The sequence below is a fragment of the Flagellimonas amoyensis genome (assembly GCF_003058265.1).
In the GTDB taxonomy this organism is placed as follows: Bacteria; Bacteroidota; Bacteroidia; order Flavobacteriales; family Flavobacteriaceae; genus Flagellimonas; species Flagellimonas amoyensis.
In genome coordinates this window covers 240,890-262,326 of the sequence record NZ_QBUK01000007.1, presented here as the reverse complement: position 1 = coordinate 262,326, position 21,437 = coordinate 240,890, and the positions used below count along the sequence as shown (strand labels likewise).

The 21,437-nt window shown below is 47.2% G+C and carries 16 protein-coding genes; 10 read left to right on the top strand and 6 right to left on the bottom strand.

Features of this window, described 5'->3' with window-relative positions:
- On the top strand, positions 1-572 hold a 572-nt coding region (locus DB398_RS11860; RefSeq protein ID WP_234416236.1), incomplete at its 5' end, for a GMC oxidoreductase.
- A gap of 4 nt (positions 573-576) precedes the next feature.
- Positions 577-1,287, top strand: coding sequence for a gluconate 2-dehydrogenase subunit 3 family protein (locus DB398_RS11855; protein ID WP_108424595.1), 711 nt, complete (start codon positions 577-579; stop codon positions 1,285-1,287).
- A gap of 27 nt (positions 1,288-1,314) precedes the next feature.
- Here the strand turns inward: DB398_RS11855 and DB398_RS11850 are convergent, their stop codons facing one another.
- Positions 1,315-2,058: a LytR/AlgR family response regulator transcription factor gene (locus tag DB398_RS11850; RefSeq protein WP_108424594.1), complete on the bottom strand. Its 744-nt coding sequence runs from the start codon at positions 2,056-2,058 to the stop codon at positions 1,315-1,317.
- A complete protein-coding gene (locus tag DB398_RS11845) occupies positions 2,055-3,137 on the bottom strand; it encodes a sensor histidine kinase (RefSeq protein WP_108424593.1) in 1,083 nt (360 codons plus the stop codon). The genes DB398_RS11850 and DB398_RS11845 overlap by 4 nt, the downstream gene beginning before the upstream one ends.
- A 234-nt stretch (positions 3,138-3,371) precedes the next feature.
- On the opposite strand from DB398_RS11845, the gene DB398_RS11840 reads away from it, so the two are divergent.
- The 8 genes from DB398_RS11840 to DB398_RS11805 all read left to right on the top strand — a co-directional run bounded on the left by DB398_RS11840 (position 3,372) and on the right by DB398_RS11805 (position 18,219).
- Positions 3,372-4,436: a carbohydrate-binding family 9-like protein gene (locus DB398_RS11840; RefSeq protein ID WP_108424613.1), complete on the top strand. Its 1,065-nt coding sequence runs from the start codon at positions 3,372-3,374 to the stop codon at positions 4,434-4,436.
- Between the two features lie 8 nt (positions 4,437-4,444).
- Positions 4,445-5,551: a glycoside hydrolase family protein gene (locus DB398_RS11835; RefSeq protein WP_108424592.1), complete on the top strand. Its 1,107-nt coding sequence runs from the start codon at positions 4,445-4,447 to the stop codon at positions 5,549-5,551.
- A 444-nt stretch (positions 5,552-5,995) separates the two neighbouring features.
- Entirely contained in the window at positions 5,996-9,118 is a 3,123-nt protein-coding gene (locus DB398_RS11830; protein ID WP_108424591.1) for a SusC/RagA family TonB-linked outer membrane protein, read from the top strand.
- Positions 9,119-9,128: 10 nt separating this feature from the next.
- Complete coding sequence (locus DB398_RS11825; RefSeq protein ID WP_108424590.1) at positions 9,129-10,667, top strand: SusD/RagB family nutrient-binding outer membrane lipoprotein; 1,539 nt, start codon at positions 9,129-9,131, stop codon at positions 10,665-10,667.
- A 139-nt stretch (positions 10,668-10,806) separates the two neighbouring features.
- A complete protein-coding gene (locus DB398_RS11820; RefSeq protein ID WP_234416234.1) occupies positions 10,807-12,261 on the top strand; it encodes an alpha-L-fucosidase in 1,455 nt (484 codons plus the stop codon).
- Between the two features lie 50 nt (positions 12,262-12,311).
- Positions 12,312-14,126, top strand: coding sequence for a sodium:solute symporter family protein (locus DB398_RS11815; protein WP_108424589.1), 1,815 nt, complete (start codon positions 12,312-12,314; stop codon positions 14,124-14,126).
- A 19-nt stretch (positions 14,127-14,145) separates the two neighbouring features.
- On the top strand, positions 14,146-16,068 hold the full coding sequence (gene nagB / locus DB398_RS11810) for a glucosamine-6-phosphate deaminase (protein ID WP_108424611.1): 1,923 nt from the start codon (positions 14,146-14,148) through the stop codon (positions 16,066-16,068).
- Between the two features lie 240 nt (positions 16,069-16,308).
- Entirely contained in the window at positions 16,309-18,219 is a 1,911-nt protein-coding gene (locus tag DB398_RS11805) for a YncE family protein (protein ID WP_234416232.1), read from the top strand.
- Between the two features lie 92 nt (positions 18,220-18,311).
- Here DB398_RS11805 and DB398_RS11800 read toward each other — a convergent pair whose 3' ends face one another.
- From DB398_RS11800 to gcvT, 4 genes are all read right to left on the bottom strand, one after another.
- Positions 18,312-19,022 carry a YebC/PmpR family DNA-binding transcriptional regulator gene (locus DB398_RS11800; protein ID WP_108424587.1) on the bottom strand — a complete coding sequence of 237 codons (711 nt, stop codon included), beginning with the start codon at positions 19,020-19,022 and terminating at the stop codon, positions 18,312-18,314.
- A 78-nt stretch (positions 19,023-19,100) separates the two neighbouring features.
- Positions 19,101-19,385, bottom strand: a complete 285-nt coding sequence (locus tag DB398_RS11795; RefSeq protein ID WP_108424586.1) for a 4a-hydroxytetrahydrobiopterin dehydratase — start codon at positions 19,383-19,385, stop codon at positions 19,101-19,103.
- A gap of 51 nt (positions 19,386-19,436) precedes the next feature.
- Entirely contained in the window at positions 19,437-20,255 is an 819-nt protein-coding gene (locus DB398_RS11790; RefSeq protein ID WP_108424585.1) for a sugar nucleotide-binding protein, read from the bottom strand.
- Between the two features lie 7 nt (positions 20,256-20,262).
- Positions 20,263-21,351: a glycine cleavage system aminomethyltransferase GcvT gene (gene gcvT / locus DB398_RS11785; protein ID WP_108424584.1), complete on the bottom strand. Its 1,089-nt coding sequence runs from the start codon at positions 21,349-21,351 to the stop codon at positions 20,263-20,265.
- Positions 21,352-21,437 lie beyond the last annotated feature (86 nt).

Here is a 21,437-nt window from a genome sequence, read left to right as displayed (position 1 = left end):
GCTACGGCTTCGGCTTCAACGTGAACGAGTTCAACAAGTTCTTCGGGACAAAGGTGGGCGGCTATGGGGACATCCTCCGGAGCGATGCCAAGAAATATTATGGTGCGGTAGTGGGCCTCAGCGGCCGTGGGGAATCCATCGCGCTGAAGAGCAACTACTGCGAGATCGACCCTGCGGTGGTGGACGAATGGGGGATTCCCGTATTGCGCTTCCACTACAAATGGTCGGACAACGAGCGCAACCAGGCCAAGCACATGCAGGACTCCTTCGAGGAAATCCTCACCAACATGGGCGGCGAGGTGATCGGTGGCAAGGCCGGCAAGGAACGGGACTATGGGCTGCACGCCCCCGGGCGGATCATCCACGAGGTGGGCACCACCCGGATGGGCGATGACCCGAAGACCTCTGTGACCAACAGGTACCAACAGCTGCACGATGTGGACAATGTCTTCGTGGTGGACGCCGGGGTGTTCACCTCGCAGGCGGACAAGAACTGTACCTGGACGATATTGGCACTCTCCTGGAGGGCCTCGGACTATATAGTGGAGCAATTGAAACAACAAAACCTGTAAGGAAATGGACAGAAGGAAGAGTCTGAAATCGATAGTGTTGGGGTCCGTGGCCGGGGGACTGGCCATACATGGCTGCAGGCCGGAGCCCACGGTCCCTGAAGCGGGGGCACAGGAAATCCCCATGCTGAAGTGGCGCACCCCGAAGGAGAACGAGCAGCTGGCCGAACTGGAGGCGGAACGCTTCCTGACGGAGCATGAGGCGGAGACCCTCACGGTGCTGTGCGACCTGATATTGCCGGGGAGCGATCAGTATAAAAGTGCCTCGGATGCGGATGTGGTGTCCTTCATCGAGTTCATGTCCAAGGACACCCCTGGGATCCAGACGGACCTCAGAGGGGGTGTGATGTGGCTGGACCACAGGAGCAACCTGGACCATGGCACAGAGTTCAAGGCGGCCACGGAAGCACAGCAGAAGGCCATACTGGACACGATCGCATACTATGACCCGGAGGTACCGGGCAAGGAGCGCCCCTTCGAGGTGAACTTCTTCTCGATGGTGAGGAACCTGACCATGACGGGGTTCTACACCTCGAAGATCGGGATCGAGGAGCTGGGCTACAAGGGCAACATGCCCAATGTATGGGACGGTGTACCGGAGGACGTGCTGGCACAGCACGGGGTGTCGTACGACCCGGAATGGTTGGCCAAGTGTGTGGACCAGGGCAAGCGCAACATCGTGGCCGAATGGGACGAGAACGGGAATTTGATCACCTAAGGTTATAGGATAATCAAGGGAAGGGCATTATTCGTCGTCATCGGATAGGCCCGCTTTGTTCCCTGTACCGATAATGGATTGGTTCAAGATCTTGGCCTTTACATCATCCAAATAACTTCTACCGATAACATATCGTTTTCCACCGATCTCAACACTGTTACCTTCAAGGGCATCTATTTTGTCCATGGACACAGTATGGGATCGGTGGATTCGTATAAACCTGTCACTGGAAAGTTCTTCGGTGAAGGCACTTAGGGTCTTGTGGACAATATGGTTGCCCTTTGGAGTGATGATCTTGATATAGTCCTTTAAACTTTCCACAAGGATGATTTCATCCAAATAGATCTTTTTCATTTTCTTTTTGTCGACCTTCACAAAAATGTGTTCGTTGACAGTGTCCCGTTTGGGTTGCTCCTTGACCTTGGCAAGGGCCTTGTTCACGGCCTTGATGAACCTGGGAAGGCTTACCGGTTTCACCAAGTAGTCCAATACTTCAAGGTCAAAGCCTTTTGCGGCATGTTCGGCATGTGCGGAGGTGATGATGACCATGGGCTTTTCATCCAGACTGTCCAGAAAACTAAAACCATCAATGATGGGCATGTTCACATCAAGAAAGAGTAGGTCTGGCATATGTTCCCTAAGGTATTCCATGCTATCTATCGCATTGTTGAACACGGCGGCTATCTGAAGTTCCTTTATTTGGGAGATGTGGTTTTCGATGACTTTGATCGCCAAAGGCTCATCATCTATAATAACACATTTTAAGTTCATCTGAGCTTGAGCTTTAAGTTTACAATGTATTCATCGGGTTCATCAAAGATGTCCAATCGGTATTCGTCTTCACCGTACCTGAGTTTCAACCTTTTTTCCACATTGGAGAGGCCTATGCCACCGGACTGTTTTTTGGAGGGCGGCTCTTGGTGCTTTGGTTTAGTATTGCTGATCCTAAAGTATAGAAACTTTTCCTCAATCGTTGCCCCAATATCTATTTTTACCTTTCCAATGCTTTTGTTGGCCCCATGTTTGAAGGCATTTTCTATGAACTGGACCAATAGCAGGGGCGCTATTTTTTTTCCTTTCGGATCACCTGTTACCTCAAATTTGAGATCAAGGTTTTCATTATACCGTATTTTTTCAAGGTCCAGATAGTTCTGGATAAATACAAGTTCCTTTTTGAGGCTTTGGTCCTTGTCGCGGGTCTCGTAGAGTACATAGCGCATCAGGTCGGACAGTTTGATGATGGTGTCTGGCGTCTTGTCCGATTTTTCCAGACTGAGCGCATAGATGTTGTTCAGTGTGTTGAAGAAAAAATGGGGTGATATCTGGGCCCTGAGCAGGCGGAGTTCCGTCTCCAACTGTTCCTTTTCCAATTTTGCCACCCTTCCGGTCTCCCGAAGCCAATCTATGGTGAGCTTGAAGGAAGAAACAAAGGTGATCACATACAGTTCGCCCAACATCATCACCACAGTATAGTTGAAAGTCAGACTATGGGTTTCCGGACCTTCGGGCCAAACATTGTAACTGATCAGAAAAAAAGTGAGCAGGTATTTGATTACGACCAGTATGAATATTGAAGTAAAAAGGGCAACTACAAAGGCCACAAACTGCCTTTTGAAGATGAATTTGGGTACCAGATAGTAAATGGTAAAGTAGGTCAGGGTGATGTGGATTGGGAATCCTAAAAGGTTGGATTTGAGCGAGTAAAGATAATCGTTGAAATAACTTCCCCACCTCAGGAAATTGAAGGCGAAGTAAATCACCCAAAATAGGACATGGTGCAACGGCGTGATCTTGTTTTCCGTCACAGCGTTTACAAAGAATCTATTCTTGGTCGGAAGTTGAAGTTGCATTGGGTAGATGATTATGTTTTTTGGGCATTTGGCTTTTCCCAGCCGTCGTTGGTCTAATAAAGGCCATAAATGCGGATGAAATTAGGAATTTTTACAAAATATGTCCTTTTGGACGTGTACCTATTACATTTTGAAAGGAAAAACAGACTTGATTGACGACCTTTGGTTGCAACATAAAAAGGGACCTTCAAAATGTTTTGGACAAATAAAACACTTTTATTAAAAATGCGACAAATGCTTCGGAAGGCGATTTTCATGTTAGTGGTCACGGCCCATTTTTCGATTTCCGCTCAGGAAAGCAAGGCCCCGAGGTCCCTTGTGGTTTACAGGGCCCAAGAGCCCATCGTCATAGATGGTGTGGCTGATGAGCCTGCATGGAAAGCTGCCCAAGTTTCGGAGGATTTTATCGATATCGAAGGGGACAAGACCCCGACATACCATACCAATGTACGTATGCTTTGGGATGAGACCTATCTCTATTTTTACGCCCAGATGGAAGAGCCCCATGTGTGGGCCAACCTTAAGCAAAGGGACACGGTTATCTTTTACAACAATGATTTTGAAATATTCATAGATCCCGATGGAGATACCCACAATTACTACGAATTTGAAATGAACGCCCTGAACACCGTTTGGGACTTGCTCTTGGTAAAGCCTTATCGCGAAGGAGGCTCTGTGGTGGACAGTTGGGAGATTTTGGGACTGAAAACTGCAGTACAGGTCAATGGTACTTTGAACGACCCTTCGGATGTTGACAAGGGTTGGAGCGTGGAAGTGGCCATGCCTTGGGAAGTGCTCAAAGAGACCAGTGGGAGCAACGATGTTCCTGAAGGAAAGTTTTGGCGGGTGAATTTTTCAAGGGTGAATTGGGATTTTGAACTGAAGGATGGGGCGTACGCACGAAAAAAGGACGCAGCCGGAAAATTTCTTCCGGAGTACAACTGGGTCTGGTCACCACAAGGGGTCATCAACATGCACGAACCCGAACATTGGGGATATGCTTATTTTTCTCCCAATGTGGCGGGAAATCCCGATTCGTTCACCATTCCAAAAGACGAACAGATCAGGTGGTTGATGTACAAGCTGTACAGGGCCCAAAAAAAATATTTTGGCGAAAAGGGAACATATGCCAATTCCATTACCGAACTGACCCCAAATCCAATTTTAGGGGATGGGACCATATTGGAGCTTGACCTGGAAGTGCACCGCACAGGTTGGACCATTCAGGCAAAGAGCCCTTTTACCGGCTCACTATACACCATCCGTGAAGACGGAAAATACCAACAACTCATAAAATGAATCTACAAATGAAGAGCAAAGCAATCATCATGGCGTTCATCGCCCTGTCCGTGGTATCGTGTTTGGACAACATCGGGAAAAAGCCGGAGGCTGATATGGCAGCGGCACAGACCGAAGAGCAGAAGGCGTTCAAATATTGGACATGGATCACTGCCGACCCCAAGAGGGATGACGCATCGTACACCGAAGAGTTTAAAAAATACAAAAGCTACGGTTTGGATGCGGTGTTGATCAATACTAATGCGGATCCTGCGCTTTTGGGCCGTTTGGCGCCCTTGGCCAAGGCAGAGGGCATGGAGGTGCACGCATGGATCATGGCCATGAACCGCCCCGGCGACTCCGTAGTGAGGCAACATCCGGAGTGGTATGTGGTGAGCAGGGAAGGAAAATCGGCTTACGATCATAGGCCGTATGTGGGGTATTATGAATTTTTATGTCCCACCCGTGAGGCATCAAGAAACCATGTATTGGGTCTGGTGGAAGCCCTTTCCAAAGTGGACGACGTGGCCAGCGTACATTTGGATTATATCCGTTTTCCCGATATTTTCTTGCCCATAGGCCTATTGCCCAAGTATGACTTGGTGCAAAATGAAGAATTACCAGAATTTGATTTTTGTTACTGTGATGTTTGCGTGGCCGAGTTTGAAAAAATGCACCATAAGAATCCGAGGGATATGGAAAACCCGGCCATTGATATGGAATGGAAGCAATTTCGCCTGAACAGGATACGGGATGTGGTCAACGAAGCTTATGACATTGTCCATGAGAATGGCAAAATATTGACCGCTGCGGTGTTTCCTTACCCCGAAATGGCAGACCATATGGTGAGACAGCGTTGGGACAAATGGGATGTGGATGTGGTCTTGCCCATGATCTATCATAATTTCTATAATGAGGACACCGATTGGGTAGGGTTTGCCACCAAGCAAGGGGTACAGGACTTGGAGACCACCCAGACCGAACTCCATACAGGACTTTATGTGCCCGAAATGAGCGGGGAGGAGTTAACGGAGGCCATTGATCAGGCAAGGAAAAATGGAGCCAAGGGAGTTTCCTTTTTTGATGGCCCTGCCCTGACCGAAGAACAATTGCAGGCAATCAAGGCCTCTAAATAGTATTGTACATTCAAATGTTCACTTTGATCGTGGAAAATGAAGGTGTTGGTCTAACGCAGATCGTTGTTGGTCTAAAATTTTCATAGATCTGGACATTTTGGGGCAATTTGAAAGGAAGTAATCTGAAATGAGTACTTTTTAATTGTAGTTAAACGCGGGTGAGCTGGCTGATATTGGAGAATATCGGCCAGCTTTTTTTTAGGCCATAGGACAGCACATTGAGTGTATATGGCCTTTGGCCTTGATAGTTTCTATGTTCCTCTTCTTTATCTTTTTCAAGCTTCTTCCCCTTTATTTTAAGAATTGAAAATCAACCTTCGGCTTTTCACGCTTGTTGTTGGTCGAAATTTTTTCAGAAGTCCTAGGTAAATAGGCACTTTCACTCTGCACGTTAACGTAAAATTAACACGCAACTTAGAATTACTAACTATCAAATAAACTAACATGATTCAAAAACTCAAGTTTGTATTTGTTTTTGCTTTTTTGCTCTCCGTTCAGGGAGCTTTGGCACAGACAATTACTGGAACGGTTTCTGACGAATCGGGTGTGCCATTGCCCGGTGTCAACATTGTTGAAAAAGGAACTGGTAATGGTGTTTCTAGCGATTTCGACGGAAATTATAGTATTGCTGTTTCGGACGGCAATGCTATACTGGTCTTTTCCTCATTGGGGATGGAGACTGTGGAAGTGTCGATCAATGGGAGGTCGACCATCAATTTGTCCATGAAGGAAGATGCGCAACAACTCGGGGAAGTGGTTGTTACGGCATTGGGCATCAGAAAGGATACCAAGGCATTGGGGTATTCGCTCACAGAGCTGGGGGGCGATGAGATCTCCACGGTCAAGACTCCAAATGCAATCAATGCGCTCCAAGGAAAAATCGCGGGTGTGAACATAACCCAGAATGCCACGGGAGCGGCAGGTTCAAGTAGGGTGATCATTAGGGGGAACAGTACCTTGACAGGGAATAACCAGCCATTGTATGTTGTGGATGGTATTCCTATTGGAAATGACAACAATGGAGCAGCATCCCTCTGGGGCGGAAGTGATGGAGGTGATGGAATTTCCAGTATCAACCCAGACGATATTGCATCCATTTCTGTATTAAAAGGAGGTTCGGCAACAGCGCTGTATGGCTCCAGGGGTGGAAATGGTGTTATATTGATCACCACTAAAAGTGGTAAGGGGCAGAAAGGTTTTGGTGTGGAGTTCAGTACTTCGGCCCAATTTGACAGGGTCAACACCGACATCATGGACTTTCAGACGCAATACGGTCAAGGTAGATTTGGGGAAGCCCCAACTTCCCAAGCCGAGGCATTGGCTTTCGGAACTTCATCATGGGGAAGTCGGTTGGATGGTTCGCCAGTTGTACAATGGGACGGAGTTGAAAGACCTTATTCCTATGTAGGCAACAACTATGACCACTTCTACAGAACAGGGTCCACTTTTATTAATACAGTTGCCCTTTCAAGTGGTACGGAAGATTTGAACTTCAGATTTTCTGCTTCGGATTTGACCAATGAGGACATCATACCAAATTCAGGATTGAATAGAAAGACATTCTCATTGAATGCTGGCGCAATTCTAAATGAAAAACTTACCGCACAGATCAATGCAAAGTATATAGTTGAGGATGTAATGAACAGGCCACGACTTTCTGATGCTCCGGGTAACGCCAACTATTCTGTGGGGCTTTTATCTCCCAACGTAGATGTAAGGACCTTGAGTCCGGGAGCCAATGCCGATGGGACCGAGACAATGTATTCGGATAATATCTATTCCCAGAACCCATATTGGGCGGCCTATAACTTTAGGAATGAGGATACCAAGAACAGGATTATTGCATCTGCATCACTTCGATATGATATTTTGGACTGGCTATACCTCACCGGTAGGGTGGGTGTGGACCACTACACCAGGAAGGCGACCTCGGTTGAACCATGGGGTACCGCATATATTCCACTTGGGGCCATGAACGAGGAAGAGCGGAGGTATTCGCAAATAGACTCCGATTTAATGTTGGGAATAGATAAGGATATTACGGAATCTTTCGGGGTATCAGCATTCTTTGGGGCAAACAAAAACTCCATAGAGTATGAAAGTCTTAGACTGGACGGTTCACAGTTCATCGTCCCAGGGCTAGAGGATGTTGCCAACTTGTCCAATCAAGGAAGGACCAGGGATTATAACAAAAGGGAAATAGGCTCACTTTACGGATCTGTGGAGCTATCATATAACAACTATGCGTTTTTGACCTTCACAGGTAGAAATGACTGGTTTTCCACCCTTTCTTTCCCGGGAAAAACGACCCCGAACAATGATTTTTATTCCTCTATCAATGCAAGTTTGATCCTTTCGGACATGTTTGAAATGCCCACAAGTATTGATTTTCTAAAAGTTCGCGGAGGATATGCACAAATTGCAGGCGGTGCCGATTCTGCATATCAATTGGCCCTTACCTACGAAATATTCGGACAAGGACACTTGAGCCAACCTTTGGGTAGGGTAACTGGCTCCACTGTTCCCAATGTGAACTTGGTTCCATGGAACAAAACAGAAATGGAATTTGGGGTGGATGCCCGATTCTTTGGAAATAGACTGTCCTTGGATTTGGCCTATTATACCAATGAGACCACAGACGATATCGTAAACGTGACCACTTCCATTACTTCAGGGTATAGTAGTGCAACGGCAAACCTTGGTAAGATAGAGAACAAAGGGGTGGAGCTGTTGATTTCTGGAACTCCCATCAGAACATCCAATTTCGATTGGACCACATCTGTAAACATGACATTCAATGAAGGTATGGTAACAGCAACAAACCCAGAAAATGGGAATGTCACATTGGATGAGCCAAGAACCCAGAACGTGAACATCTCCCATGTTGTCGGTCAGCCATATGGAGTTATTTATGGCACTTCGTTTGTGAGGGATAACGATGGAAATATCGTCTATGATATTGACGGACAAGGTGTTCCGATTCCAAGACAGGGTCAACGAAAAATTTTGGGAGAAGGCGTTCCGCCTTGGCAGGTAGGTTTTACAAATACATTTGCCTACAAGAATTTCAATTTGAGTTTCTTGATCGATGCAAAATTTGGAGGTCAGATATTTTCAGGGACCAATACGGTAGCTTATGGTGCAGGGCTTCATAAAGAAACCCTCAATGGTAGGGAAAATGGCCTGAGTGTTACTGGAGTTGATGGTGCAACCTTCAACGCTGAAACAGGATCAGGGACTTCCTTCACAACCACTGTGGACCCTGAAAACCTGGAAACCTACTATGGGCGAGTAAACGATATTGCTGAATATTTTGTAGAAGATGCAGATTTTATCAAGTTTAGGCAGATCAGCCTTGGATACACACTGCCAAGCAAAATATTGGATAAGACCTTTTTGAGCAGTGTTACCGTAAACTTGATAGGCCAGAACCTGTTCTATATCAAAAGAAGTATAGATAATGTTGATCCAGAGAGTGCCTATAACTCCGGAAATTCCCAAGGTCTCGAATATTTTGGTATACCGTCGACCAGAAGTTATGGAGTAAGCTGCAACATTAAGTTTTAAAAAGGAAATTATGAAAAGATCGATTTATTTAATACTGTTTGTCTTCATACTTGGTGCTTGCGACAAAGGATTTGAAGACGTTAATGTGAATCCGACAAAACCGGTTCAGGTAGATGTGTCTACCAAACTCACAACCGCAATACTATTGGCATCCAGTGAGCGCTATGACAACTGGAGGGCCAACCTGATATACCAATCCACCATGATGCAGCATATGGCAACACTTGCGGGCTATTGGGCCGGAGATAAATATACATGGGATAGGGGATATGCGTCTTCCCTTATGGACAGATATTATACAGGGGTTGTCAAGCAAGTCGAAGATATGCTATTGCAATTGGAAACTGAAGGAGGGCCCGAGGAAATGAAGGCCATTACCCGTATTTTGCGCGTATTTGCCTATTCCAGGTTAACGGACCTTTATGGGGATGTCCCTTATAGTGAGGCAGGCAAGGCCGTTATAGACGGTGTGTTCCAGCCAAGTTACGATCCCCAAAGCGAAATATATGCAGACATGTTGAACGAATTGGAAGAGTCTGCAGCTGCATTGGGAACCGGAACTTCTGGTTTTGGGTCTGCGGATATTATTTATAATGGAGATCAGGAAAAATGGAGAAGACTGGCAAACTCCCTCATGCTCCGTTTGGGCTTTCGTTTGATCAAAGTAGATCCCGCAGGTGCACAAGAATGGGTTACAAAAGCAATCAACGGAGGTGTCATGGAATCCAATGCTGATATCTTTTATGTGCCCCACACCAATGGCCCGGAAGGAATCAATCAAAATGGAAATGGAGAGACTTTCCTTGCTGACAATAGCCCTAGGTTGAGCAAGACCTTTGTGGACTTCATGTTGAACAATGATGACCCTAGGTTGACAGTTTTGGGTTCATTGCCCGAAAATACTGGAGAAACTGACGGTGGTGGAGCTGCGATTCTAAGAACGCCAACAGAACGTTTGGATCCCACAACACAAAAAGGCCTTCCAAATGGTCTGGATGCAGGTCTGTTGGAAGACAGTACAGGAGAAACCAATATACAGGCCTATACCGAACCCAATAGAATGTTGGTCACCGGATTGGACGACCCTATGTTCTTCCAGACTTATGCAGAAGTGGAGTTCATGCTTGCCGAGGCCAATGTGAGATGGGGATTGGCAGGTGATGCGGAGACCCACTATAACAATGGGGTCAGGGCAGCTATGGAAATGCTTGAGATGTATGGTGGCGGAGGTGCAATTCCTTCTGCGGACATTGATGATTATTTGATCAACAATCCATATGATCCCGGAAATGCCTTGGAACAGATCAATACGCAGTATTGGGCAGCAACTTTCCTAAATGAATATGAAGCATTCTCCAATTGGAGAAGGACAGGCTTCCCCGTTCTGGTGCCGGTTAACTATCCAGGTAATGTTACCAATGGTACCATTCCAAGAAGGTTGACCTACTCTGAAAGTGAGCAGGTAAACAATCCACAGAACTACAACGAGGCGATTTCCAGACAGGGGCCAGATCTTTTGACCACACGAGTATGGTGGGATGTTGAATAAAGCACGTATGGGATTTGACCAACAGAACAAATAGCTAGTAGAGTTAGTTTTTATTTGTAGTTAATTAAGTAAAGGAAGAACACGTTCTTCCTTTACTTTTTTTACATTGCCACCTCACTGGCACAAATACCCGATACCCATGCAAAAAATTACATGTTTCATAGCTGTATTGATGGTCTTTTTTGGGGCATCATGTGATGAAGAACAAAAAATCCTTCCGCCTGAACCCATAGGTCCAATACCTTCCAAGGACCAAATGGCATGGCACCGAATGGAACTCAATGCATTTGTGCATTTTTCCATCAATACCTTCACCGATAAGGAATGGGGCTATGGGGATGAATCTCCGGAATGGTTCGAACCGCAGGAACTTAATGCAGAACAATGGGTGGAAACCTTGCAAAAAGCAGGTTTCAAAGGCATCATTTTGACAGCAAAGCACCACGATGGTTTTGCGTTATGGCCTTCCGCCTATACAGAACACTCAGTGGCCAATAGTCCATATAAAGCAGGAGAGGGCGATATTGTAAAGGAAGTTTCAGAAGCGGCTAAAAAGTACGGTCTAAAATTTGGGATTTACCTTTCGCCATGGGACAGGAACAGGTCCGATTATGGACAGCCCTCCTACGTGCAGTATTATAGGGACCAACTTCAAGAATTGTTCACGGGCTATGGGTCCATATTTGAAATGTGGTTCGATGGTGCCAATGGGGGAGATGGCCACTATGGAGGCGCGCGGGAGAAACGGACCATAGATAGACAACGCTATTACGATTGGCCCACCACCTTGCAAATGGTGGACTCCATGCAGCCCCAAGTGCTATTTTTTAGCGATGCCGGACCCGATTTGCGCTGGGTGGGGAACGAAAAGGGCGTTGCAGGAAAGACCAATTGGAACACCATTACCCCAGATACCCTTTATGCCGGTAAGGCAGGGATCGAGGACCTTTTGCAGCACGGTACCCCCGGTGGTACCAAATGGATTCCCGCCGAGGTGGACGTTTCCATAAGGCCTGGCTGGTTCTATCACGCCTCACAGGATTCATTGGTAAGGACCCCCGAAAACCTGTTCGACCTCTACCTGAGTTCCGTGGGCAGAGGTTCCACGCTCTTGTTGAACGTACCGCCCGATCAAAGGGGACTTTTTCATGAAAAGGACGTAGCCGCACTTTTGGGTTTTAGAAAGCTATTGGACAGTGTTTTTCAACATGATTTGGCCCATAATGCCAAAATTACGGCGAATACCTATCGGGGGAATGATGAAACCTATGCCGCCCTGAATATGTTGGATGGAAATGACAACACCTATTGGGCCACGGATGATGGCGTAACAACGGCTTCCTTTGAAATGGATCTGGGTGCCGAAACAAAAATCAACTATTTGGTCTTACAGGAATACATTTCGTTGGGGCAACGTGTGGAGGCTTTCGGTATCTTTGCATGGGAAGAGGGCCATTGGAAACAAGTGGCCAATGAGACCACTATCGGCTACAAGCGCATAGTACCCTTGGATGGATTGAAAACCCAAAAGCTGAAAGTGGGGATAACAGCGTCCCTTGGATGCCCAGTGCTATCCAATGTCGAAATTTATTGAAAATATGTATCGAATTTTATAATATGACCAACCGACTTTAAACCAAACCTATGATATCATTAAATACTTTGGACTATGTGATCATTTTTGGCTTTTTTGCCATTACCCTGAGCATAGGTCTTTACGTGTCAAAAAGCTCTGGAAAGAGCAGTTCGGAATACTTTCTTTCGGGAAGGACCATGCCTTGGTGGCTTTTGGGAATCTCCATGGTGGCCACCACCTTTTCCACGGACACCCCCAACTTGGTCACGGATATTGTCCGGACCAATGGTGTATCGGGAAACTGGGTCTGGTGGGCATTCCTATTGACGGGACTTTTGACGGTCTTTGTCTATGCCCGGCTTTGGAGACGGTCCAATGTGAATACCGATCTTGAGTTCTACGAACTCAGGTATGGGGGCAAGCCTGCCCGTTTTCTCAGGGGCTTCAGGGCCGTTTATCTTGGGGTCATCTTCAATGTCATCACCATGTCGGCGGTGACCTTGGCCGCCATAAAGATAGGGGGCATCATGTTGGGTCTGGAACCTTGGCAGACCGTGGTGAGCGCAGGACTCATTACCGTGATCTTCAGTGCCGTGGGAGGTTTTAAGGGGGTGGTCTATACGGATTTCGTCCTTTTCTTCGTGGCCATGGGAGGGGCCATCGGGGCTGCCTATTACTTGGTCAACATCCCAGAGGTCGGGGGCATCGATGCCCTGCTTTCCCATGAAGCCGTGAAGGAAAAACTCAACATTCTACCCGATCTGGACAACAAAAGTGCCTTGATCACCCTTTTGATCATTCCATTGGCGGTTCAATGGTGGAGCTCATGGTACCCAGGTGCAGAACCGGGCGGTGGGGGCTATATTGCCCAACGTATGCTGTCCGCCAAAAATGAAAAGCACGCCATAGGCGCCACGTTCTTCTTCAACATCATGCACTATGCCATGCGGCCCTGGCCTTGGATATTGGTCGCTTTGGCCTCCTTGGTGGTCTTTCCGGACTTGGAGAGCCTTCAAGCTGCATTTCCCATAGTCGCAGATGATAAGTTGGGGCACGATCTGGCCTATTCGGCCATGCTCACCAAACTCCCGACGGGTCTGTTGGGACTGGTACTGGCCTCTTTGGTCGCTGCATACATGTCCACGATTTCCACGCAGTTGAACTGGGGATCATCCTATATCGTGTACGATTTTTACAAGGAACGGGTCAATCCAGAGGCAAGCGAAAAACAATTGGTGGCCGTTGGAAGGATGTCCACCGTCGGGTTGATGGTATTGAGCGCCCTTTTGGCCCTTTTGCTCCAGAACGCCCTTCAGCTTTTTGAAATTTTGTTGGTGTTCGGGGCAGGTACCGGACTGATTTTCATCCTCCGATGGTTTTGGTGGCGCATCAATGCGTGGAGCGAGATCACGGCCATGTTCATTTCGGGGATCCTATCGCTGGTACTCAAGCTCACTCCACTTGGGGATTACCTATTTGCAACAGATACCGGCCTTCTGCCCGATTGGACCGAATATCCGATGGTGGTGTTGGTCACAACGATTGCATGGCTCATTGCCACCTATGCCACATCACCCGAGAGCAAAGAGGTCCTCTATGATTTTTGTAGAAAGATAGAACCGGGAGGCCCGGGATGGAAAAAAGTGGAACAACAGGGCAGGGCAGAAGGTGTGGAACTGAACAATACCGGAAAAAAATGGAGCGTCCCCAGCGGCATATTGGCAATGGTGGTCGGAACAGTGCTCATCTATAGCATTCTTTTTGCCACTGGCTATTGGATCTATGGTCGATGGGTATCGGCATCTATATTGACAGTTGTTGCTTTGGTGTCAGGCGCCTTTTTGATTATGACCTGGAAAAAAATAAAAGTATCCCTAACTTAACCCCCTTAAATGAATGAAGATGGAAACAAAGGTATTATCGAAATCAATAGCCTATAGACCTGCCGGACAGTTTGAAGAGACCCGGTTCGAAAAGATACACAATGTCATTTTTGATGACTCCAAGATAGGATCGCTACAAGTGGCACTGGAAATTGCGACCTTGATCCGGGAAAAGGCGGATAAGGGACAGACCTGTGTGCTGGGCCTTGCCACAGGATCATCGCCCATACGGGTCTATGAGGAACTGGTGCGCATGCACAAGGAAGAGGGACTCAGTTTCAAGAATGTGGTCACGTTCAATCTGGATGAGTATTACCCGATGGAACGCAACAACATCCAGAGCTACCATTATTTCATGCACCAGCATTTGTTCGACCATGTGGACATTCCGGCCAGCAACGTCAATATTCCGGACGGGACCGTTTCTGCGGATGACCTACAGGACTATTGCAAGGAATACGAAAGACAGATAGAGGCTGCCGGAGGACTTGATTTTCAGTTGTTGGGCATAGGCCGTACGGGACATATCGGGTTCAATGAGCCAGGTTCGCACTTCAATTCGGCGACCAGGGACATCACTTTGGACCACATTACCCGTGTGGACGCCGCGCCTGCCTTCAAAGGCCTTGAAAATGTGCCGAGAAAGGCCGTCACCATGGGGATAGGGACCATCCGGAAGGCAAAACGCATCGTATTGATGGCCTGGGGCCAGAACAAATCAGAAATAGTAAAGGAGACCGTGGAAGGGGAGATAAGCTCCGAGGTGCCGGCCACCTATCTACAGGAACATCCCAATACCACTTTTGTTTTGGACAAGGAAGCTGCCCAGCATCTTACCCGAATAGATACCCCTTGGTTGGTGGGCAATTGCGATTGGACATCGGACCTGACCCACAAGGCGGTGGTATGGCTCAGCCTGGAAAAAGGAAAGCCCATACTACAGTTGACGGACAAAGATTATAACGACTCTGGTATGTCGGACCTTTTGAGTTCCGAACAATCATCCTATGAGCTCAATATCAAGACATTCAATAGGTTACAGCACACCATCACCGGATGGCCCGGTGGTAAGCCCCATGCAGACGATACGAATCGACCTGAGCGTGCCGAACCGGCCAAAAAACGGGTGATCATCTTCAGCCCGCACCCGGATGATGATGTGATCTCCATGGGAGGTACCTTTGATCGCTTGGTCTCCCAAGGACATGAGGTCCATATTGTGTACCAGACTTCAGGTAACATTGCCGTTGCCGACCATGAGGCACTCAAGATCGCGGAGGTGGCCAATGCCATATCCCACACCGCAATTTTTGGAGAGGTCATCAAAGAGATCAATGCAAAAACGGCCGAGGACTACGATTCTGAAATTGTCCGCAAGGTAAAAGGGACCATCCGCAGGAGCGAAAGTTATGGTGCCACAAGGTATATGGGAATTCCCGACAGCCAGGTACATTTCTTGGACCTTCCGTTCTATGAAACAGGTACCATCAAAAAGAATCCGCTTGGGGAGAAGGATATCCAGATCATGAACGATATCATAGAGCAGATCAAGCCACATCAGATCTATGCTGCGGGCGATCTGGCCGATCCACATGGCACACACCGTGTCTGTTTGGAGGCCCTGTTCGCTTCTTTGAAGGAATTGAAAGGGAAGCCGTTCATGAAGGATTGCTGGGTATGGCTCTACAGGGGCGCATGGCACGAATGGGAGATCCACGAGATAGAGATGGCCGTTCCCATGAGCCCACTTCAGGTATTGAGGAAGCGCAAGGCCATATTTTATCACCAGACCCAAAAGGATGGGGTCATGTTCCAAGGGGAGGATCTTAGGGAATTCTGGGTCAGGGCAGAGGACCGTAACAAGGAGACTGCGCTGAAATACCAATCCCTTGGGTTGGCCAGCTATGCTGCCATGGAGGCCTTTGTACGATACAAATACTGACCCTTCCACTCCTGTGCACAACAGGCTTCCAAACCTGTGAACTGTGCACTGAAATAAAGGGTTGATTTAACGATAATCACAAAAAATTGTCTATTCAAGTAATTGATTTTCAATTTTTTGTGATTTTTTTAACCAAAAACCAAACCCGCCTTATAGTGTTTCCGTAGGTAAGACAAAGTACTGATCAAATAAAGACTTATGGAACACACTACGAAAATTTCGATTTTAAAATGGGGAATCATGACCCTCTTTTTGGCTTTCGTCTCGTGCAACGAGGACGATAACGCCATGATGGATGATGACATGTATTCTGATGATGATGGAATGATGGTCGATGGAAGAAGGGCAGCCTTATATGTGACCAACAACGAGAATGGGGCCATTACCAAGTATGATTTGACCAATGACACACAAGTCACCTTGGGTACTCCTTCCATGGCTGCAGAGGGAATCTATTATGATGCAACCGAGGATCTGGTGGTCCAAGCTTCACGCTCTTCCAATTGGTTGGAAGCCTTTGCCGAAGTGGGCCTTCTTGATGCGGACATAGATTTGGACATCTCATTTAACGGAAATGCTGATTTGGAAAGCCCACGGGAATTGGCGGTCTATGGAGATTACTACGTGGTGGCCGACAATGGCTCCAACAAATTCTTCGTCTACAAAAAGACAGGGACCTCTTTCTCTTTGGAATCAACGGTTCAAGTCCCTTTTGCCGTCTGGGGGGTGGCTTTCAAAGGAAGCGATTTATATGCCGTTGTGGATATTTCCAGTGATTTGGCAGTTTTCTACGATTTCTTGGACAATGCCACGGACGACATGCTCTATCCGAACAAGAGGGTGACCATCGAAGGGATTGTAAGGACCCATGGTTTAGCATACAGTGGTTCGGATGATGTGATGGTGATGACGGACATTGGAGATGCTGCCAACACGGACGACGATGGCGGTTTTCATGTGATATCCGATTTTTCGGCCAAGTTTGATGCACTTTCCGATGGAGAGGTATTGCCCATTTCCATGCAGACCAGAGTGGCCGGTTCGGCAACTTACATGGGCAATCCAATTGACGTGGCCTACGATTCGGAGACAGATGCCGTTTATGTATCGGATATTGGTACGGGCAAAGTGCTTGGGTTTACCTCCATTGGTTCCGGTGGTAACATTGCTCCAACATTCAATAAGGATTTGACGTCCGCCTCTTCCATCTATTTTTCCAGTGATGAGACCGATGGGGATTATGGCTCTGCCAGTGAAATGGGAATGACGCAGCTCTACACGACAAATACTGCCAATGGAAATGTGGTGGTCTATGATATCTTGAGCGGAACTTCTAAAACGATCATTACCGGTTCCACCTCTTCGGAAGGAATTTACTATTCGGCATTGAACGATTTCATGATCCAAGCATCCAGGTCCAATTTACAACTGGAGTATTACGGTGGATTCTCATTGACCGCGGATGGTATTCTTGCAAGTCTGGGCTTTTCTGGGAGTGTGGATTTGATGAGTCCTAGGGAAATTGCAGTCTATGGAAACAAGGTCGTGGTCTCCGACAATATGGAACATACATTCTATGTCTATTCCTACAATGGTACTTCTTTCACCTTGATGAACACGTTTGATATCGATTTTGATGTTTGGGGCATTGCTTTTATGGGGAACAATCTGTTGGCCGTGGTGGACAATTCAAGTGATCTGGCCATATTCTCCGATTTCTTGGCCAACACCGAAGACTGCGTTCTGTCGGCCACCAAGCGGGTGACCATCGAGGGCATAGTCAGGACACACGGAATCACCTACAGTGCTTCGGATGATGTTCTTGTGATGACGGACATCGGTGATGCCGCGAACACGATGGATGATGGTGGCATACATACCATGGCCGGTTTTACGGCACTCATCAATGCTACGGAAAATGGAGGGACCATTGCCTTGGCCAGCCAGAAACGAATTGCAGGGTCCTACACCCAATTGGGCAATCCGATAGATGTGGCCTATGATGCCAAAACAAAAACCATCTACATCTCCGAAATAGGCAACGGTAAGGTTTTGGGGTTCGAGAACTGTTGGGACATCGAAGGCAACGTTTCGCCTTCATGGAGCGTGGACCTAGCAAGTTCCTCGTCCATGTACCTGTACAACAATTAAAAAAGCTATACAGTAAATAGTTTTAGGTTGGGTTTATTTAGGTTGCTTAAGGGTCTGCGCAATGCAGGCCCTTTTGTTTTGTGCGATCCCAGTTATTCCTGCATGGTGTGGTACACGTTCTGGACGTCATCGTCCTCCTCTATTTTTTCCAGCAACTTTTCCACATCGGCCACTTCTTCCTCCGACAATTGTTTGGTCACTTGAGGGATACGCTCAAAACCTGAGGAAATGATCTCGATTTCCCTGGATTCCAATTCCTTCTGAATGCCACCAAAATTCTCGAACGGGGCATAGATATGGATGCCATCCTCATCGGCAAATACCTCTTCCGCACCAAAATCGATCATTTCCAATTCCAGTTCCTCAGGATCTAGCCCATCCGCCTTAACGGTAAAATTACAGGTGTGATCGAACATGAACTCCACAGATCCCGAAGTCCCGAGGCTACCGTTGCATTTGTTGAAATAACTTCTGATGTTCGCTACGGTACGGGTATTGTTATCGGTAGCGGTCTCGATCAAGATGGCGATCCCATGTGGGGCATAGCCTTCAAAAAGGACCTCTTTATAATCGCCCTGGCTCTTGTCCGAAGCTCTTTTGATGGCCCTTTCAATATTGTCCTTGGGCATGTTCACCGACTTGGCATTCTGGATCACGGCACGCAGCTTGGAATTGGCATCGGGGTCGGGGCCACCTTCCTTGACGGCCATGACAATGTCTTTTCCAATTCTGGTGAACGCTTTGGACATGGCTGCCCAACGCTTCATTTTACGTGCTTTTCTAAATTCGAATGCTCTTCCCATAGTAATTGTGTGGTAATGGATGGGGGCAAATTTAGCAAAAAAAGCTCCGCTGTCAAGATGGATTTATCGGTTCGATCGTTATGCCCCTACGATACGTTCAATACTTTGGGCCAAATGGATATCCTTTTGCGTCACACCGCCCACATCGTGCGTGTTCAGGGCAATGTTCAGGGTATTATAGACATTTTCCCAGTTGGGGTGGTGGTTTTGTGCTTCGCACTCAAAGGCAATCCGTGTCATTGTGGAAAAAGCTTCTTTGAAGTCCTTGAATTTGAATGACTTTGAGATGGCTCCATTGTTGTAAGACCATCCTTGGAGCCCTTGCAGTGCTTTTTCGATTTCGTTGTCCGTCAGTTTTTCCATGCTGTGCTTTTTTCTAAAGTTAACCAAATCACATGAAAAAGTCCATTGGACTTATACCGGAATGTGATGGTCAATGATTTCTTGGCAGTTGATCTGTAGATTTTTGGGGAGCTTGTTGTCCTTCGGCAATGCGGCAAGATAGCGGTCCTCATTGGTGGTGTAGACCCTTTTGAGGATGGGGTGGTAATTGCCCATGCGCTGGATGACATCCTTTATGAATTCCTCGTGCTGGATGAGGTCACTGCTGCCTAGATGAAAAATTCCCGTCTTGTTCCGGTTGATGAGGTAGTGGATCTGTTGGGTGAGCCTATCATCATTTGTTACATTGATGATGAGGTTGGGAAAGACCTCGATGGGCTCGTTACTGTCCAGAAGCGCCTTGATTTCCCTGACCCGGGGCGATTTGTTCCCAAAGACCATGGGTACCCTCAATATGGCCGTTTTTTCCTTGGGCAACCGCATCATCATGTTCTCGATCTTTATTTTGAGGCGGCCAAACACACTTTCGGACAACGTTTTGTCATATTCATAGGAAGGGTATTTGCTATAAGCGTCAAAAACGTTGGCGGAAGAGATGAAGTAAAGTTTGGCCTTGCTTTTCATCAAATATTCCATCAAGTGTTGATGGGCCTGAATCTGCGCGGGAAAATTGCCACGGAGGGCGGAAATGATCACGTCCGGATGTACTTTTTCGAGGATCTGGAAAATATCGTCCTCTTCCAGGTCATACCTGTAAAATTGCTTGTTGGTAGAGAAGGAACGGTTGGAAAAATAGGTCCCGTAGGTGTCGAAATAGGAGCAGAGTTCTTTATATATGGCATTCCCCACAAATCCGCTCGCCCCTAATATCAGAATCTTCTTTTTCTCCAAATGGTGTCTAGGTGTTTTTATAGAACGGCAATTTCACAATGGTTGCCGGAACTTTGTTGATGCGTATTTTGATATGGATGGTAGTGCCCAAAGCGGAATGCGTGGCCGGCACGTAGCCTAACCCGATTCCTTGGGAAAGGGAGGGGGACATGGTCCCGGACGTAACTTTTCCAATTTCATCGCCATTTTCGTCCAGAATGGGATAACCGTTTCTGGGGATTCCCTTTTCCTCCATCTGGAAAGCGATGAGCTTTCTTTTGGGACCTTCTTCTTTTTCCTTGGCCAAAGCTCCACTGTTCACAAAATCTTTGGTGAACTTGGTGATCCATCCCAATCCGGCCTCGAGGGGAGAAGTGGTATCGTCGATGTCGTTGCCATACAGGCAATAACCCATTTCCAGACGCAAGGTGTCACGGGCGGCCAATCCGATGGGCTTGATGCCAAAACTGGCACCGGCCTCCATGACCTTGTCCCATACTTGTTTCACTTCGGAATTTTTGCAGTAAATCTCAAAGCCGCCGGAACCAGTATACCCTGTGGCAGAGATGATCACGTAATCGATACCTGCAAAATCAGCCACAACAAAGCTGTAAAAGCCAATAGAGGCCAGATCTACAGAGGTCAAGGATTGCATCGCTTCCACAGCTTTTGGCCCTTGGATGGCAAGCAGGGAGTAGTCGTCCGATAGATTGCGCATATCGGCACCGATTTCCTTGTTGTACTTGGAGATGTGGTTCCAATCCTTTTCGATATTGGAGGCATTCACCACTAAAAGGTAGGTTTCTTCCTTGATGCGGTACACGATCAAATCGTCCACGATACCACCGGTCTCGTTGGGCAAACAACTGTACTGCGCTTTGCCGATGGTAAGTTTGGAAGCATCGTTGGTGGTCACTTTTTGAATCAGTTCCAGGGCCTTTGGTCCTTCGACCAAAAATTCGCCCATGTGCGAAACATCAAATACCCCGACGCCCTTGCGCACGGTTTCGTGTTCGATGTTCACCCCTTCATAGGAAACGGGCATGTTGTACCCCGCGAACGGGACCATTTTTGCACCGAGTGCCTTATGTGTTTCAAAAAGAGCCGTATTTTTCATTTCTACCATTTTTAAAGCTTGGCAAATTTATAGAATTAATTAAGGATTCAAGTGCTTAAAACTCTTATCATTTCCATAAAATGGAA

What these genes read in the sequence shown, in the direction of transcription:
- DB398_RS11825 (WP_108424590.1), top strand. Translation starts at nt 9,129, where the DNA reads ATGAAAAGATCGATTTATTTAATACTGTTTGTCTTCATACTTGGTGCT.
- DB398_RS11815 (WP_108424589.1), top strand. Translation starts at nt 12,312, where the DNA reads ATGATATCATTAAATACTTTGGACTATGTGATCATTTTTGGCTTTTTT.
- DB398_RS11795 (WP_108424586.1), bottom strand. Translation starts at nt 19,385, where the DNA reads ATGGAAAAACTGACGGACAACGAAATCGAAAAAGCACTGCAAGGGCTC.
- DB398_RS11840 (WP_108424613.1), top strand. Translation starts at nt 3,372, where the DNA reads ATGCTTCGGAAGGCGATTTTCATGTTAGTGGTCACGGCCCATTTTTCG.
- DB398_RS11830 (WP_108424591.1), top strand. Translation starts at nt 5,996, where the DNA reads ATGATTCAAAAACTCAAGTTTGTATTTGTTTTTGCTTTTTTGCTCTCC.
- gcvT (WP_108424584.1), bottom strand. Translation starts at nt 21,351, where the DNA reads ATGAAAAATACGGCTCTTTTTGAAACACATAAGGCACTCGGTGCAAAA.
- DB398_RS11800 (WP_108424587.1), bottom strand. Translation starts at nt 19,022, where the DNA reads ATGGGAAGAGCATTCGAATTTAGAAAAGCACGTAAAATGAAGCGTTGG.
- DB398_RS11850 (WP_108424594.1), bottom strand. Translation starts at nt 2,058, where the DNA reads ATGAACTTAAAATGTGTTATTATAGATGATGAGCCTTTGGCGATCAAA.
- DB398_RS11820 (WP_234416234.1), top strand. Translation starts at nt 10,807, where the DNA reads ATGCAAAAAATTACATGTTTCATAGCTGTATTGATGGTCTTTTTTGGG.
- DB398_RS11855 (WP_108424595.1), top strand. Translation starts at nt 577, where the DNA reads ATGGACAGAAGGAAGAGTCTGAAATCGATAGTGTTGGGGTCCGTGGCC.
- DB398_RS11845 (WP_108424593.1), bottom strand. Translation starts at nt 3,137, where the DNA reads ATGCAACTTCAACTTCCGACCAAGAATAGATTCTTTGTAAACGCTGTG.
- DB398_RS11835 (WP_108424592.1), top strand. Translation starts at nt 4,445, where the DNA reads ATGAAGAGCAAAGCAATCATCATGGCGTTCATCGCCCTGTCCGTGGTA.
- nagB (WP_108424611.1), top strand. Translation starts at nt 14,146, where the DNA reads ATGGAAACAAAGGTATTATCGAAATCAATAGCCTATAGACCTGCCGGA.
- DB398_RS11805 (WP_234416232.1), top strand. Translation starts at nt 16,309, where the DNA reads ATGACCCTCTTTTTGGCTTTCGTCTCGTGCAACGAGGACGATAACGCC.